The organism is Kastovskya adunca (assembly GCF_059505785.1).
Genome location: NZ_JCACLG010000002.1, coordinates 62,466 through 78,185 on the forward strand (window position 1 = coordinate 62,466; position 15,720 = coordinate 78,185).

A 15,720-nucleotide genomic window follows, 5' to 3' on the forward strand; every position below is an offset into this window, starting at 1 on the left:
CATTAGCTTGGATTGACGTAAGAACAACCAATACAAGCATTGCCTATTCATTAATTTAACGGTTTGTTGTTCTAGGAAGAGTTTATGAAAGTTCTTTATGATATATCAGTTCTTGGGATAGGTCAGCATAATCCTCTTGCTCGAACGGGCGTTGCTAGAGTTGTCGAAAATGTTGCTTACGGTTTAGCAACCTCCGAAGAGTGTAGTTTAACTTTTTGTGGTAGTCCATCTTTCCAAATTATCAAGGCTTGTTTAGAATACTTAGACTCAAATCCACAGTTTAGAGGAGTTCCTTTAGCTCACTCCAACTTTATGACAAATTTTTCTGGCAAATTAAGTGAGCTAAATGCAATGCTTGAAATTTACGCAAAAATTAGCGACTCACTTAATAAGCAATCAGATTACAAGTCTTTACTTGCAGAGTTAAAACAATCTTTAGACAAGACTAAAACTACAATCAGCAAATATTCTCAGTTAATGTATGGAAGTCTTTTAGATGAAGCTGACATAATTCACTTCAACTACTATCCAATTCCTCAGCAGATGGAGCAAGTAAATAAGATCAGCAAAATTTCAACTATCTGTGATATTATTCCAATTCTTTATCCTCAATTTTTTGGTTTAAAAGAAACAACGGATATAGAAAATCATATCATTTATCGTTCCTTAAAAAGTTTAGACATCAGCAAAGATTGGATAATTTGTATATCTTATGCGACTAAAAATGATCTATGTAACTATTTAGCGATTGATCCTGAGAGAGTTTTTGTTACTCCCTTGGCAGCGGCATCAAAAACTTTCTATCAATGTAGACTTTCTGAAAAGCTTGACTTTGTTCGCAATAAATATGGTATTCCTAATGAGCCATACATTTTGAGTTTAAGTACATTAGAACCTAGAAAGAACATCGATCGTGTCATTCAATGCTTTGCTAGGTTAGTTCAAGAACAAAATATACAAGATCTATACCTTGTATTAGTCGGCAGCAAAGGTTGGGACTACGACAAAATTTTGGAAGAAATTTCTAAACAAAACTTCCTGAAGAACCGAATAATCCTTACAGGACGTGTAGCGGATGAGGACTTAGCTGCAATTTATAGTAATGCCCTGGCATTCGTATATCCGTCTTTTTATGAAGGATTTGGTCTTCCACCTTTAGAAGCAATGCAGTGTGGTGTCCCAGTGATTACCTCAAATACATCCTCTCTTCCTGAAGTAGTTGGGGATGCAGGAATTATGGTTGATCCTACAGATAGTGATGAATTGTGTCAAAGTATGTTAAAAATTTACAACAGTCCATCTTTACGAGAGACTATGTCAATGAAATCGCTAGAACAAGCCCAGAACTTTAGCTGGGAAAAGTGTACTCGTGAGACAATTGCTGCTTATAAAACTGTTTTGTCCAAATAGTCATGTTAGATATAGTTGACTAAAAAAGGTATGAAAGAAAAAGAAAGGTTTTCTTTTAAAAATAAATTTCTCTACTACAATAAAATTAAGTTTAACAATTGGAGTGAGAGAGATGTAGAGATTCCAATAGCTTTTGATTTTCTCGCGAATCTGACTAAGAAGGATAGAATACTTGAAGTAGGTAATGTGCTTAGTTACTATGAAAATTCTCTAAGTGAGTATCTAGGGATTAGACCAAGGCGCATAGTAGATAAATTTGAAGTTGATTTAGGTGTAGATAATGTAGATTTAATGGCTCTTCCCTCAGATGAGAAGTATGATGCTATCGTTTCAATCTCTACTGTAGAACATATAGGACAAGGAGTTGCTCCTTCAGATGCTTATGGGGAGCAGGTTATAGTTCGTGATTTGGAAGCACCTTTAAAAGCAATTACTAAAATTTATCAATTGTTGTTTAAGAATGGAAAAGCTTTTATCACAGTTCCTTTTGGAAAGCTTATTGATGGGGAATGGTACATTCAGTTTGATCAGGAATATCTAAAACTATTAGAAACTAAGTATAGAGTTCCGCCGGAAGCAGTATCTATACAGTATATGAAAAAGTTAGTTTTGGAGAGCGCCGGCGAGTGCCGTCCATATCAAGTTTGGTTAGAAGAAACAGAATCCGATCAACTAGTTGATATTGAATATAATTGGCCCTGGCCACATGCTAACGCAATTGCTATCATAGAGCTTACTAAAGTTACTGACAAATTTTCTTTAGTTTTAGGTAATAACTCTAGTTCTTTGGTTTATCAAGATCCAAAGATTGACCAAAAAACTACTGTAAACACATATTCAACGTTTAAAACAAAAAAGACCTTAGTTGTTATAGACGGAGTATTTTTTCAACTATATCAAACTGGTATTGCTCGCCTATGGCGAACATTGTTAGAAGAGTGGGCTGCAAATGGTTTTGCACAACATACTGTTGTACTTGATCGAGCTGGAACTGTGCCAAAAATCCCTGGTATCCGCTATCGGACTGTAGCATCCTATGACTACAACAGTACGGATGCTGACAGTGAAATGTTGCAGCAAGTCTGTGATGAAGAAGGCGCAGACATATTTATCTCCACTTACTACACAACTCCCATTACAACGCCTTCTGTTTTCATGGCGTATGACATGATCCCAGAACTCCTGGGATGGGATTTAAATAATCCTATGTGGCGAGAGAAGCATCATGCTATTGCACAAGCTTCTGCCTACATGGCAATTTCAGAAAATACAGCGCGTGACCTGATAAAGTGTTTTCCGGACATATCCCCAGAGTCCATAACAGTAGCCCCTTGTGGAGTTAAAAGTACTTTCTCTCCAACAAATGTTGCAGAGGTTAATACCTTTAAAAACAAGTACGGTATTTCAAAACCATACTTTATGGTTGTTGGTATGGGTGGCTATAAAAATACTATTTTGTTTTTACAGGCTTTTGCCCAACTTCATAGTAGTCATGGTTTTGATCTCGTTTGTACAGGTAGTAGTGGTTTAGTAGCCGATGAGTGGAGAGCCTATACATCAGGTAGTGTTGTCTATATGCTACAACTCAGCGATGAAGAGTTGAGAGCAGCTTATTCCGGTGCTGTGGCATTGGTTTATCCGTCGAAGTATGAAGGTTTTGGACTACCTGTGCTTGAGGCAATGGCTTGTGGTAGCCCTGTCATAACTTGTCCCAATGCCTCGATTCCTGAAGTGGCAGGAGAAGCCGCTTTATACGTAAATGACGATGATATTGATGGAATGGTTAATGCCCTTTGTGAAGTGCAAAAGCCTGCTGTTCGCCACTCATTAATTGCTGCTGGTTTAGAACAAGCGAAGAAGTTTTCTTGGTCAAAAATGGCGAATACAGTTAGTTCAGTATTAGTTGATGCAACGCTTCTGTCTTTAAATCTAAAGGACATTAATTTAGTTATTTTCCCCGATTGGTCTCAGTCAGAAGAGCTTTTAGGTACAGAGTTAGAGCAAATAATTAGAGCGATCGCCACTCATCCCAATAAAAATAACATCACTCTGCTAGTAGATACCAGTGGCATCTCCGACGAAGATGCAAACCTGCTTTTGTCTGGCGCAGCAATGAATCTTTTGATGCAGGAAGATTTAGATGTTAGCGAGGGAGTAGAAATTTCCTTGGTGGGAACACTCGGTGAGATTCAGTGGGATGCACTTTTGCCTCACCTTCACGGACGAATTAGTTTAGAGCAGGAAAATCAAGAAGCGATCGCCCAAGCGCATGTAGACAATCTTCCTACCTACGAGCTAGATAAATTTAGCCAGCAACCTGAGCAGTTTTTTTTTACCTAAGTGATAAGTTCTTCCAAGAGGGGAGATGGCAAGAGGCGATCGCGCAATATCAACATATCCTCGAAACTCAAACTGGAGATGTTGAGCTGTATGGACGCTTGATCGAGTGTTTTCAACAACTGGGTCTGCCCGATCAAGTTTTGCATACCCTGCGAGAAGCGGCTAGAGTTCATCCCACCGAGAGTAGTTTTCATTTCTCATTAATTGTCGCTTTGCAAAGGAGTGGGCAGACTCAAGAAGCGATCGCCTGTGCAGAGGTAGCATCAAGTTTACAACCTGACAATTACACCTTTACGCTTTTCAAACACTTACTCTTACCGATTGTCTACGATACTCAAGCTGAAATTAGCTTTTACCGTCAGCAATTTATCAAAGGTTTAAAAGATTTAATTCAGCAAACATCCCTGGAAACGCCTGAAGAGAAAAAGCATAAACTAGCAGGTATCAGTCGCCTCACAAATTTTTACCTGCCCTACCAAGCCCACAACGACGTAGAGTTGCAACGTCAGTATGCAAACTTAGAGCATAAGATTATGGCGGCTAATTACCCTCAATGGGTTACCCCGTTATCAATGCCTTCACTTAAGGAGAATAATAAGATCCGTATTGGCTATGTTTCAGCCTATCTGCACTCTTATAGTGGAACACTTTGGTTAACGGGTTGGCTCCAATACTGCGATCGCCAAAATTTTGAAATTTACTGTTACTATACCGGAAATACTCCCGACCCCATCACGCAACAATTTCAGGAATACAGTGATGTATTTCACCACATTCCTCATAACTTAGAAGCTGTTTGCCAACAAATCCTTGCCGATCAACTGCATATTCTTGTCTTTCCAGAGATTGGCATGGATGCACAAACTCTACAACTTGCTAGCCTGCGGCTTGCACCCGTGCAGTGTACAGCTTGGGGACATCCAGTTACATCGGGTTTGCCGACAATCGATTACTTTTTGTCCAGCGAGTTAATGGAACCGGAAAATGCCCAAGAGCACTACTCAGAGGAGCTAATTCGCTTACCCAACATTGGCGTTTCCTATCCTAAACCCTATATCCCCCCACGCCTAAAAACTCGCTCAGATTTCCAGCTCAGTGATGATGCAGTCCTGTATTTATGTTGCCAAGCGCCATTCAAGTACCTGCCGCAATACGATTACATCTTTGCTGAGATCGCTCGCCGTGTTCCCCAAGCACAGTTTATATTTTTGCGTGGCACTTTACTGCAGCCTCGCCTAAGCCGTGCTTTTGCTCAAGTTGGTCTCAAGAGCGAGGACTACTGCGCGTTTCTCACCATTCCAGAGCGGCTTGACTATCTAATGATTAACTTGCTTTCTGATGTATACCTCGACACCCTGAGTTGGTCGGGTGGGAATACTAGCTTAGAAGCGATCGCGTGCAACCTTCCCATTGTCACTTGCCCAGGGGAGTTCATGCGGGGTCGCCACTCTGACAGCTTCCTGAAACTGCTAGGCGTGACGGATACAATTGCTCAAGATGAAGCGGACTATATTGAGATTGCAGTCAAGTTGGGATTAGACCCAGCTTGGCGAGGTAATATTACAGAACGCATTAATGCCAGCCAAGATCATCTCTTTGACGACAAAGCCTGTATCGCAGGTCTTGAAGCCTTCTACAAACAGGTTGTTCGGGAAAGGCTAACACCGACTAACTAGCATCAATATATCGCTGCCACATCTGCTCATAAGCATTTTCCATCTCGCGGGTAAACTGCTTGCCATTCCACAAAGGGGCGGTTTGCCGCGATTGTCGCAGTTTCCAGGAAATTTGTTGCCGCAACGCAGCCTCCTTGCCCAAGCGAACGCCCCACTCCACATATTCTTCATCACTCCAAGCAATGCCTTCTTGGATGCCTGCATTAAGCATCATGGTGTAGCTGTTTCGAGCAGAAAATTGCTCACCCACTCGCGTTACCAAAGGAACCCCCATCCAGAGAGTTTCGAGAGTTGTAGTTGCGCCGTTGTAGGGGTAGGTATCTAACACCACATCAGCAATACCTAAATTTGCCCGATGAATTGCCTCAGAGGGAGTCGATGGCAAAAATCTGAGGCGGCTGCTATCTACACCCTCTTCTTCTGCAATCCTAGTAAAAGAGTCTTCAATCGCTTTTGTATCTGATGAACCTTTGATCAAGAAGTAGCTGTTCGGTACTTCCTTAATAATTCTCATTTGCAGTCGCACTGTATCTATATGGCGCTTGTAGCCTTTCTGGGCACTGAGATATACCACGGCGTCACTCTCAATGTTCAACTGATCGCGCCGCAAAGTAGGTATACCTACCTCAAAACCATCTACAGCGATGAAGGTTTGAGGCAATCGCCAAATCTTTTCACTGTAATACTCCTGAGCATACTCCGGTAAAACAAAAGGATCTGCAATAAAGTAATCGATAGTCGGTAGTCCTGAAGCATCCCAGCCCAGCCAAGTTGCCTGGATTGGTGCAGGTTTTAGCTTCAGTACCTCACAGGTACCGTCGAGAGTGATGCTGTCCAAATCAATCAGAATATCGATTTCATCCTGATAGATTTGTTCAGCTAAAGTATTGACATCTGTTGACAGGTAGGCGGTATGAACCTGCTCCATGTACCACTCCTGCAAAGAGTCATAGCTATTTGAGCTGGTAAACATATAGGCATAAATTTGAAACTTATCGTGATCGTGATATTGGAATAGCCATCGCGCCAGCCAGCCTACAGAATGAGATTTTAGACAATGAGACAAGTAACCAATTTTTAATACTTTTTTCCTGTTTTGAAGGGATTTACGAGCTTTATGTCCCTGACGATATCGTTCTACTAGAGCCTGCACCTGGAGCTCAGTATTCGTTTGGCAAAGTTGAGCAACTTGATTTTGTATTTGTCGATTACTCCGGGGCTGATCCCGAAAATAGGGCGCAAAAAAGAAGGAATTTAATAAACGTGTCACCCTGTAGAGAGAGAGGTTCAGCGGTTGTTCTGCAAGCAGCAATTCCAACATTGATTGCTGTTGCTGAAAAGCTGAACAAGCTTCTTCCCAAAATCCACCCGCAGTCATATAGCCCCGGAGTAGCGTTTTGCTAGCGTAAATTTTGTCTGGCAACTCTTCTACAGTGGAATAGAATAATTTAGCTGTTTCTATACCTTTGTCATATTGATCGGAATTTTGATAAAAACAAGCTAAATGGTTCAAAAAATCTGGGCTATTTTCACGCAAGCGCAATCCTAATTCCAGAAACTGAGCTGCTATTTGCGGCTGCCTTTTGAAATAACCGACCTCAATCGCAGCAGGCATCAAGATATTCAGCAAGGCTACAACCTGAGGCTCATCGTGGATATAGGCTAAACAAGCTTCCAAAAACTCTAGTGCTGATGGATATAGAGCTGCATAATTTAAAACACTTTGTGATACTTGTATAAGTAGCTCAACTTCTACCTCCTGCGAGCTTTCCCCCTGAAGGATTTGGGCTACCTCGCTCAACTGCTCTTCTGTGCAACTATCTAGCTTGATTGCCAGCGAAATTAAATGTAGAGAATTATTGATATCCTTTGGGCAAATTTCCTGAATCTGCTGCCGGATTGCCCAAGCTACGGAATCTTCAGAAAGCCCTTCTCGCCGACGCGCCTCTTCTTCCAGAACCTGGGCGAGTTCCGAGTTCCACAACTCGACTTGCTCTGGTTCGCCTTCTAGCATTCCCATCAACCAAGTTGTCTGCGCTTCTTCCACTTGCTCCTGCAACAACAACACTAACCCCAAGTGCCAGTAGTGGCACTTGATATCCGGTTCAGCCGTGAGTACCTGTTCGTAGAGTACCGCTGCTTGGCTGTAGTCTCCTTGGAGCAGATACTCTCTAGCTTGCTGCTGTTGCTCTAAAACCGTAGTTGAGGATTGAGAGTTCATAAAAAGCCTCAAAATAAAGCAAAGTGAGTAGTGCTATATCTACACTACCCACTCTTAATAAAAGTTCAGCCTGCAAAGGCTTGAACTAGATTTAACTAACCTCTACTGCCTTACTTGCCCAAATTTTTCCAGGTATCGCAAGGAGTGGCTGAAGCGATTGTGGCTCCATTAGGAGTAGGGCCGTATGCGGTTTGAGTAGGAGTTGGCGACTCACAAGCTGCTGCGACCGTCAACACCTCACCAGTTACAGAATCTCCAGTGACAGTACCCACTAACCCTGCATAGGATTTAAGCGCTGCCTTACGCGCCGTTCCTCTGTTGACGACTGAAATGGCTTTGTCGCCTGAAATGTCGTAATTGTAATTCTCGGTTTGGCTTCTTATGCCAACACCTAAGGCGGTGAGAGCAGTCTCAAACTGACTGTACTCTAGCTGGTAAGCCTGTTGAGCGCGGTTCAAAGCACCGATATTATTTTTGGCTTCAGACTGCTTGGCTTTGTTGACTTGACCGAGCAATGAAGGTAAGGCAATAGCAGCTAGAATACCGATGATGATGATTACAACCAGCAACTCAATCAGGGTGAAACCTTCGTCTGATTTTCTCTTCTGGTTCAGGTGTTGTAGAAATTTGGCTTGAAAGTCCAGTTTCATAAAAATTCTCTCCTGGTGGTCTGGGATGCTTGGTGTATAACGCCTAGATGTAACTTACCCACTAATCCTCTTTTTCCTATCACCCACCCCAAAGTTTTTTTTGCGGCATCTTGAGTAACTCAGGATTGACACTCCAAAAGCACATAACCGAAACTTTCCAGTCCAGTCAGTGTCTGTAGGAGGATTGCCAAAGCTTCATCCTCAGTTGTTCGTTCGAGAGTTAGAGGATCTACAGGTCGCAACTTTTGCCAGCGCTGCACTAATGACTGCACCGACTGCGCCGACTCTAATAGTGGAGGAAATAGACAAGCTGTAATGGTGCTGTCTATTGAGAGCTGTTGTTTAGCGATCGGCAATTGCTTGCTGATTTCAAACGGGTGTAGTTGTGTGATGCGGAGGTCGAGTTCTTCTTTCACTGCTGCGGTTTTCAGTAGAGGATGCAGGTGCACCTTGGCTTTTTGCCAATCAGAACTTGTCCATTCAGCAACAGGCTCCCAAGGTTTAGCTTGATTAGGATGCCCGCACCAAAAGTCCAGCAGTCGGTGGGTAGGATATAACAATTCACATAGATGCAGCCGCTCTTCTATAGAAGTTTCTGGCAAACTTACTGCAAGGAACAAAGGTAAATCCTCTGGATCTTTGAACAAATCCATTAGTTGCCATTGCCGCCAGTTGACCATGCTGATGAATTCTAACCCTGCCGCCTCAAGAGCAGAAAACATTTCGGGGATAGTTGAGCCTTTGTCGCCCTGAAGTAGATGATTGGCTAGAACTGCCTCGTCCTCTTCTTCAAAACGAGCATTCCAGGTTTGCGCCTTGAGCCAAACATTGTCCTTTAAGGCTTTCATCGTGTCCCGAACCAGTTCTATTTCCATTTCTTGAGGGTTTTCATCGGTTAAACCCATCATCTTAAAAACTTTCTGCGCTCGATAGTAATGAAACCGTTGCAAGTAACTGTGGAGATTGGCACGAATAATTCCATCTGGTTTCAAAACTGACTTCATTGCCTTCAAGCCCACAGCCGCATCTGACAAAAGATAGAGAACATCATCACAATTGATGTAATCAAATTCCATTCCCAAGCTAGGAAGTTCCTCGATCGCTAGCGTGTAGAATTCTGCATTGGGGATATTGTGATATTGCAGACGTTTTTGGGCTAATTTGACAGATTCTGCTGAGAAATCAATACCAACGATTTTGGCTCCTGGATTGGCTTCTGCCAAAGCTAAAGCTTTATAACCGCTACCACATCCAGCATCTAAAATTACTTTGCCTTCAGTTTCTATAAATCTTTGGTTTCTCAGGTAGTAGGGTGTTATCAGACTATGAATATAGAGAAAGTCAACATTATCTTTAGGAGATTTTTCCAGCGCCTGTCTAGGATAAGGGCCAGAATCAAATTGCTGACGAACTTTCTCTAGTAAGTCTGGGTCTTTCTTGTCCATAACGATTACCTACTGCTGTTAAGTGCTTAAAGTTGCTTAAGGTGGGAAGGGTCTGACAGACAGCAAACTGTACCTTGAGGATTCCCCGTTTGCTGTCAGAAGTTAAACTCGCCAGGAAAATTACCTGCTGACCTCTGAGTAAAGGGACGGGTTTTCTGCCAGATTACACTAACACTTCCCACGGGCTACCTTATCTGCTCAAAAACCGCTATACTAATTTAAGCGTAGTCGTTATGAGTTCATTTATAGTATGTCTAATCCACAAGTAGAAAATGTAGTCATTATCGGCTCTGGCCCGGCTGGATATACTGCTGCTATCTACGCAGCACGGGCGAATTTGAAGCCTGTAATGTTTGAAGGCTTTCAGGCTGGGGGACTACCGGGAGGGCAGTTGATGACCACTACCGAGGTGGAAAACTTTCCTGGTTTTCCGGAAGGGATAACCGGCCCGCAGTTGATGGATCGGATGAAAGCCCAGGCAGAGCGCTGGGGGACGGAGTGCTATACAGAAGATGTTACCTACGTTGATTTGAGCCAGCGTCCTTTTACTGTCCGCTCTGACGAACGGGAAGTTAAAGCTCATAGCCTTGTGATTGCTACGGGGGCGACGGCGAAACGCTTGGGGCTGCCTTGCGAAGGTGAGTTTTGGAGTCACGGTATTTCGGCTTGTGCGATTTGTGATGGTGCGACACCGATTTTCCACGGTGCGCCATTGGCGGTAGTCGGTGGTGGTGACTCAGCAGCGGAGGAAGCGGTTTACCTGACGAAGTATGGCGACCATATCAACCTCTTAGTCCGACGGGATGAGCTGCGGGCAAGTAAAGCCATGCAAGACCGCGTTCTGAATAACCCGAAAATTACAGTGCACTGGAACACTGAGCCAGTCGATGTTTTCGGTGAGAATGGTCGGATGACTGGTGTGAGAGTTCGCAATACTCAGACAGGTGAGGAGAGCGACCTGCATGTTAAGGGGCTGTTTTACGCGATCGGTCACAAACCGAATACGTCTTTGTTTAAGGGACAGCTAGAACTAGATGATGTCGGTTACATTGTGACGAAGCCAGGTTCGGTAGAAACGAACACCGAAGGCGTCTATGCGGCTGGGGATGTGCAGGATCATGAGTTCCGTCAAGCCATTACTGCGGCGGGTACAGGTTGTATGGCAGCAATGTTAGCCGAACGTTGGCTTTCTACTCATCAGTTGATTACTGAGTATCACCAGCAGCAACCATCTTCAGAAACGCCACCGGAAGCGGAACTAACGGAAGAGAAGACGACTGCATCACCAGAAGAAGTATTCAATATTGCTCATACGCGTCATGAAGGCGGCTACGCGTTGCGGAAGCTATTTCATGAAAGCGATCGCCTGATAATGGTGAAGTATGTTTCTCCCAACTGCGGCCCTTGCCACACCCTCAAGCCAATTCTCAACAAAGTGGTGGATGAGTTTGATGGCAAAATTCACTTTGTTGAAATTGACATTGACAAAGAGCGAGAGATTGCCGAGAACGCCCAGGTGACGGGGACGCCTACCGTACAGTTCTTCAAAGACAAAGAATTAGTACAGCATGTTCAAGGGATCAAACAAAAGAGTGAGTATCGAAAGCTAATTGAAAGCTATCTGCCAGCAGGGGTTTCAGCCACTAACTAATAATGGTTTAGTAGAAATACTTGACTAACTTTATATGGATGCAACTAAGGAAAACTCTTCAGTTGCATCCAGTTTATTTTTTAGAGCCTCTCAATATTTTAAGTTATTTTTTGCAGTAAATAGAAAACTTAAAATAACTATTGGGAGTCGTTAAAGCACGAAACGTATAACTATTAAAATTATCAATCACCAACCAATCTGTTGAGTCCTGTAAAAATTTCTCATTTAGATCGATAGGAATAACAACACAATCAATTTCTTTCTTATCTTTAATCTTGCTCAAAGTTTGATAATTATAAAAGCTTTTTACAGTCTCAGGATCAAGAAAATCGTAAGTTGTACTTCCATTTTTGTAAAGGCTTAAATAGAGATTGCTTCTGTCGGCAATAAAAGCAAGATATCTTTTCATAGAAATCGCCCATTGTTGATGATTAATGGGATCGGCAACTATTAATATTTTACTTAGAGGCTTAGTGTTTACCTCTATTGTATTTAGCAAGGCAGTTGTAGTCTCTCCTGCCTTTGAGAATATATAAGAATTATGCCAAGCTAAGTGAAACTGGCTACAAAGATTAATAGTAATAATTAATGAAAATAATAGGTGGATAATTTTATTCTGTTTGATAAAGTTAACTAAAAATAAAATTAACATAGCATAGCCAAAAACAGCGGGAATTAGATATCTGTAGCTATAAGATATTCCTGATTTAGAGTAAAGTAGTACTTGAGGAAATAAAATTAATGAAAATAAGATTATGACTTCGTAAAGGTTTTGAATAATATAAAAATATGTATGGTTTTTAATTATCCTTGCTTCCAGAAAAACTAAAATAAAGCCGACCAGAATAAGCCATATAAAAAGTTGTTGATTTATACTATCTAAAGTTCGAGAGAAATTAAGATAATTAAATCCTTCATAGCCAGCGTATCCAAAGTCAGTTCCAACATAGTATTTAATATAGATAATTTCTAAAGTAAAAATAATTGAAAGAAAAGTAGTGATTAAAATATTTTTTTGAATAGCTTGCTTCCAAGGCAGATTATTCTCTTTCCGAAAAATCCAAACCTTGAGAAAAGCGAGTGCTGGTAGAATGAGAATAAAGCTTTCTTTAGTTAGTGATAATAAAACTGTAAAAACAAGGAACAAAATTTCCCAGTTGAATTTGGAATTGCTTGATTTTACACTGAGGACTAAAAAGACAAGGCTAACTGAAAGCAAAAATGTGCCTAGAGTTTCGGCGGGTCCCAATTGCCACCAAACTTCAGATTGTGAACCTAAGGTAATTAGGAAGGCAAATAGAAGCGAGATATGAAAAGAAAAATGTAGAAGTTGAGCAAATATAAAAAATAAAAACGTAGAAAAAACTGCCAAAGCAAAGTTATATAAAGACCAGATAAACAAATTAAAGCCAAACAGCTTTGTTTGCAAAATTCTGTGGATATAGTAAATGGGTCGGAATCTGCCACCTAAGTCATCATACTTAACCCATTGAACAATTGTATTAATTAGACTTGATCCATTAGCATTTAAATCATGATACATAGCAGCAATTTCGTGGTCATCAGCAAAGTGATAACCATCAAAAAAAGCCCCACTACTAGCTAATAGTATAAGCCAACAAAAAAATATAATTATTGCGGCTAGAAAAAAAGGAGCCTTAAAGAGTTGAACAGATTTATACATGACTTATAAAAATTCTCTTGGGTATATCTCTGATAAAGACATTCATTAGAAAGAAAATCTTTTTGAGCTAAGTTATATGACAACCTATCCAGTTTATAACTTAGATGACGTGTATCTTGATAGGGAAATTAGGCAGGAGGCATTAATTCCGTTCAAACTAGCACTTCCATTTGATGGTAAATTTACAATATTTTATGAAATAGACATACTATTTAGCCACATAGACATAGCCTTTAGGTAACACTTTCTCCATGACCACAACCAAATTTACTCCGCTCCGCTTTTTTCGCTTGTCGGCGCGTCCTAGTCTCTCAATGCAGTTGATGATGGTGGGACTGGCGATTACTGTTGTTTTTGTCTTGATTGCCGTTTTTGCTCCTGCCTTTCAGGCGTGGGGATGGCTGCAAAATCCGCTGGAGTCTCTGAGTAACCCAATTCATGAGCCGCCAGGAGCGCGGCATTGGTTTGGTACGAATCGCCAGGGGTACGATGTCTTTTCTCGTACACTGTTTGCCTCTCAGGCGGCGCTGCAAGTGGTTGTGCTGGCAACGACGCTGAGTTTGATTATCGGTGTACCGTTAGGTTTGGTGAGTGGCTACATCGGCGGCAAATTGGATCGGGTGTTGTTGTTTTTGATGGATACCATCTACACCTTACCGGGGTTGTTGCTGTCGGTGACGCTGGCGTTTGTGGTGGGGCGAGGGATATTTAATGCGGCGATCGCTCTTAGTATCTCCTATATCCCGCAGTATTACCGCGTCGTTCGCAACCACACCACTAGCGTGAAAACAGAGCTATTCATCGAAGCCGCACAAGCGATGGGCGCTCCCACCAGCCGCGTGCTATCTCGCTACTTGTTCCTGAACGTGATTCAAAGCGTACCCGTGCTGTTTACTCTCAATGCAGCGGATGCCATCTTAATCTTAGGCGGCTTGGGATTCTTAGGTTTGGGACTGCCGGAACAAACGCCGGAGTGGGGACAAGACTTACGTCAGGCACTTGACGCCCTACCAACTGGTATTTGGTGGACGGCATTATTTCCGGGTTTGGCAATGACTTCGATGGTGGTGGGGCTATCGCTGTTAGGAGAGGGATTGAGTGAGTTTATTAATCCCCGTTGGCGTCGTTAAAAATTCACGGAAAACTCTTAGCTAAAGTTGAAGAAGGTAGCAGACAGCCCAAACTGTCAGTTTTATCTTGGAGACTAATCATGAAACGTAAGGTATCAATACTTTTAGCAACTGGGGCGTTGATGCTGATTCCCTTTATGGGGGCGGGTATACTGCGGGCGAATTCCAATCAGCGATCGCCAGATTCACCTGTAGCTGAGGGGAATCCCTCTACCCTGACGTTGCAATCTGTTCATCCTGATGAGCCGGCTGAGTATACCTTTGACCAAAGGTTTGCCTTAGACAATTCCCTGAACAACCTCAAGCAGGTTGAGGGAGCCTTGAGCAATTTTCAAAGCCTGACGGAAAAGAGCAAAACGGCTTTGGGAGAGCAAGCGATCGCCAGCATTGAAAATACAGATTGGGAGAGTCAAAATTTAGGTTTTCCTAACTGGGTTGGTTCGGTGGAAGGAACCCTGAGGAAGCAAGATTATCAACTCAAAAAGCTGGAGTGGGAACTGGCGAAGAAGCAGTTTGAAGATGGGGAGATTACGCAAGCTGTATTAGACGCAAAAGCAGCTAACTCCCAGAAGGCGGAGCAGGAATTTCAGGCGTTCTGGGAGTCATTTGGGGTGGTAGATTAACGTTTAAATGATTAACGCGATCGCATCCACTGTAGGCACTGCTGCATTTGTTGTTGCATTGTCTCTGTATCGGCGTGGTGGCGGCGTCCGTGTCCAGGAAGTACCCACTCAAAAGAGTAGTTCGCCAACCGACCCATAGACTCAATCAACTCTGGCCAAGAGTACCAACAGACACGGCGAAAAGCAATGAGTTGGTTAAGTTCATCTGACCAAGCGAGATGGTCGCCTGTAAAGAGGAATTTGTTGTTGTACAGAAGAACGGTATGACCTTTTGTGTGACCGGGGACAGGAATAATTAGCAAATCAGGAGCTAATTGATTAGGTTCTGTACCAGTGAGTTGAATTTCAACATTACGTGTCCCTGCCGTAATTTCATCTTCGTGCAGAATGCGATCGCACCCAAAGTGGTCGTGATACTTTTGATGATCTGCCACATCATCTTTGTGAGTCAAATAAAGGTAACGCACCCCTCCTAGTTCCTCAATTCGCTTCACCAAGGGCGGTGTAAAGCGGGGAGAATCCACTAAAATATTCCCCTCCGGTCGCACAATCAAATAACTAGCCGCGCCAAAGGAATTTTCCGCGTGATAGCCGCAATGGTAAACATTCTCTGCAATCGGAATCGGAAAACTCAGTTGAGCATCTTTGATATCTTTCGGCTTTTCTACCGTCCCAATTGATGCCGTAGGACAAGCTAAAAGAGCTTGCAGCGATCGCAAACGTTCCTCTTCATTAGCAGGCTGATGATGTACCGCTGACTGTCCGTTTTCTCGGTAAAACACTTCCGGAGTCATCCAACGGCAGGTATCGCAATCGATACAAGTACTATCAACGAAAAAATCACCGCTAATATTTTCCGAGCGACGTTGACTAAGATGAGCCATTTTTAA

11 protein-coding genes are annotated in these 15,720 nt (G+C 42.6%); 6 read left to right on the forward strand and 5 right to left on the reverse strand.

Annotation, left to right across the window (positions count from 1 at the left end; genetic code table 11):
* The first annotated feature begins 84 nt into the window (after window positions 1-84).
* From AC5JR3_RS00845 to AC5JR3_RS00855, 3 genes are read left to right on the forward strand one after another with little or no spacing between them, the layout of a single operon-like run.
* Window positions 85-1,410, forward strand: a complete 1,326-nt coding sequence (locus AC5JR3_RS00845) for a glycosyltransferase family 4 protein (protein ID WP_495842084.1) — start codon at window positions 85-87, stop codon at window positions 1,408-1,410.
* Between the two features lie 30 nt (window positions 1,411-1,440).
* Entirely contained in the window at window positions 1,441-3,750 is a 2,310-nt protein-coding gene (locus AC5JR3_RS00850; RefSeq protein ID WP_495842086.1) for a glycosyltransferase, read from the forward strand.
* A gap of 56 nt (window positions 3,751-3,806) precedes the next feature.
* Window positions 3,807-5,426: an O-linked N-acetylglucosamine transferase, SPINDLY family protein gene (locus AC5JR3_RS00855; protein ID WP_495842159.1), complete on the forward strand. Its 1,620-nt coding sequence runs from the start codon at window positions 3,807-3,809 to the stop codon at window positions 5,424-5,426.
* Here AC5JR3_RS00855 and AC5JR3_RS00860 read toward each other — a convergent pair.
* The 3 genes from AC5JR3_RS00860 to AC5JR3_RS00870 form a co-directional block, all read right to left on the reverse strand.
* A complete protein-coding gene (locus AC5JR3_RS00860; RefSeq protein ID WP_495842087.1) occupies window positions 5,419-7,647 on the reverse strand; it encodes an O-linked N-acetylglucosamine transferase, SPINDLY family protein in 2,229 nt (742 codons plus the stop codon). The two genes, AC5JR3_RS00855 and AC5JR3_RS00860, sit on opposite strands and share 8 nt — an antisense overlap.
* Window positions 7,648-7,757: 110 nt before the next feature.
* Window positions 7,758-8,297: a type IV pilin-like G/H family protein gene (locus AC5JR3_RS00865; protein ID WP_495842089.1), complete on the reverse strand. Its 540-nt coding sequence runs from the start codon at window positions 8,295-8,297 to the stop codon at window positions 7,758-7,760.
* A gap of 119 nt (window positions 8,298-8,416) precedes the next feature.
* Window positions 8,417-9,742 carry a class I SAM-dependent methyltransferase gene (locus AC5JR3_RS00870; RefSeq protein ID WP_495842091.1) on the reverse strand — a complete coding sequence of 442 codons (1,326 nt, stop codon included), beginning with the start codon at window positions 9,740-9,742 and terminating at the stop codon, window positions 8,417-8,419.
* A gap of 250 nt (window positions 9,743-9,992) precedes the next feature.
* Between AC5JR3_RS00870 and trxB the strand changes: the two genes are divergently transcribed.
* Window positions 9,993-11,393 (forward strand): thioredoxin-disulfide reductase, encoded by a 1,401-nt coding sequence (gene trxB, locus AC5JR3_RS00875; protein WP_495842093.1) that lies wholly within the window; start codon window positions 9,993-9,995, stop codon window positions 11,391-11,393.
* 103 nt (window positions 11,394-11,496) lie between these two features.
* On the opposite strand, the gene AC5JR3_RS00880 is transcribed toward trxB, so the two are convergent.
* Window positions 11,497-13,077 (reverse strand): hypothetical protein, encoded by a 1,581-nt coding sequence (locus AC5JR3_RS00880; protein WP_495842095.1) that lies wholly within the window; start codon window positions 13,075-13,077, stop codon window positions 11,497-11,499.
* Window positions 13,078-13,328: 251 nt separating this feature from the next.
* Between AC5JR3_RS00880 and AC5JR3_RS00885 the strand changes: the two genes are divergently transcribed.
* Window positions 13,329-14,207 carry an ABC transporter permease gene (locus AC5JR3_RS00885; RefSeq protein WP_495842097.1) on the forward strand — a complete coding sequence of 293 codons (879 nt, stop codon included), beginning with the start codon at window positions 13,329-13,331 and terminating at the stop codon, window positions 14,205-14,207.
* Window positions 14,208-14,287: 80 nt separating this feature from the next.
* Window positions 14,288-14,830: a hypothetical protein gene (locus tag AC5JR3_RS00890; RefSeq protein WP_495842099.1), complete on the forward strand. Its 543-nt coding sequence runs from the start codon at window positions 14,288-14,290 to the stop codon at window positions 14,828-14,830.
* A gap of 11 nt (window positions 14,831-14,841) precedes the next feature.
* Here the strand turns inward: AC5JR3_RS00890 and AC5JR3_RS00895 are convergent, their stop codons facing one another.
* A complete protein-coding gene (locus AC5JR3_RS00895; protein ID WP_495842101.1) occupies window positions 14,842-15,714 on the reverse strand; it encodes an MBL fold metallo-hydrolase in 873 nt (290 codons plus the stop codon).
* Between the last annotated feature and the right edge of the window lie 6 nt (window positions 15,715-15,720).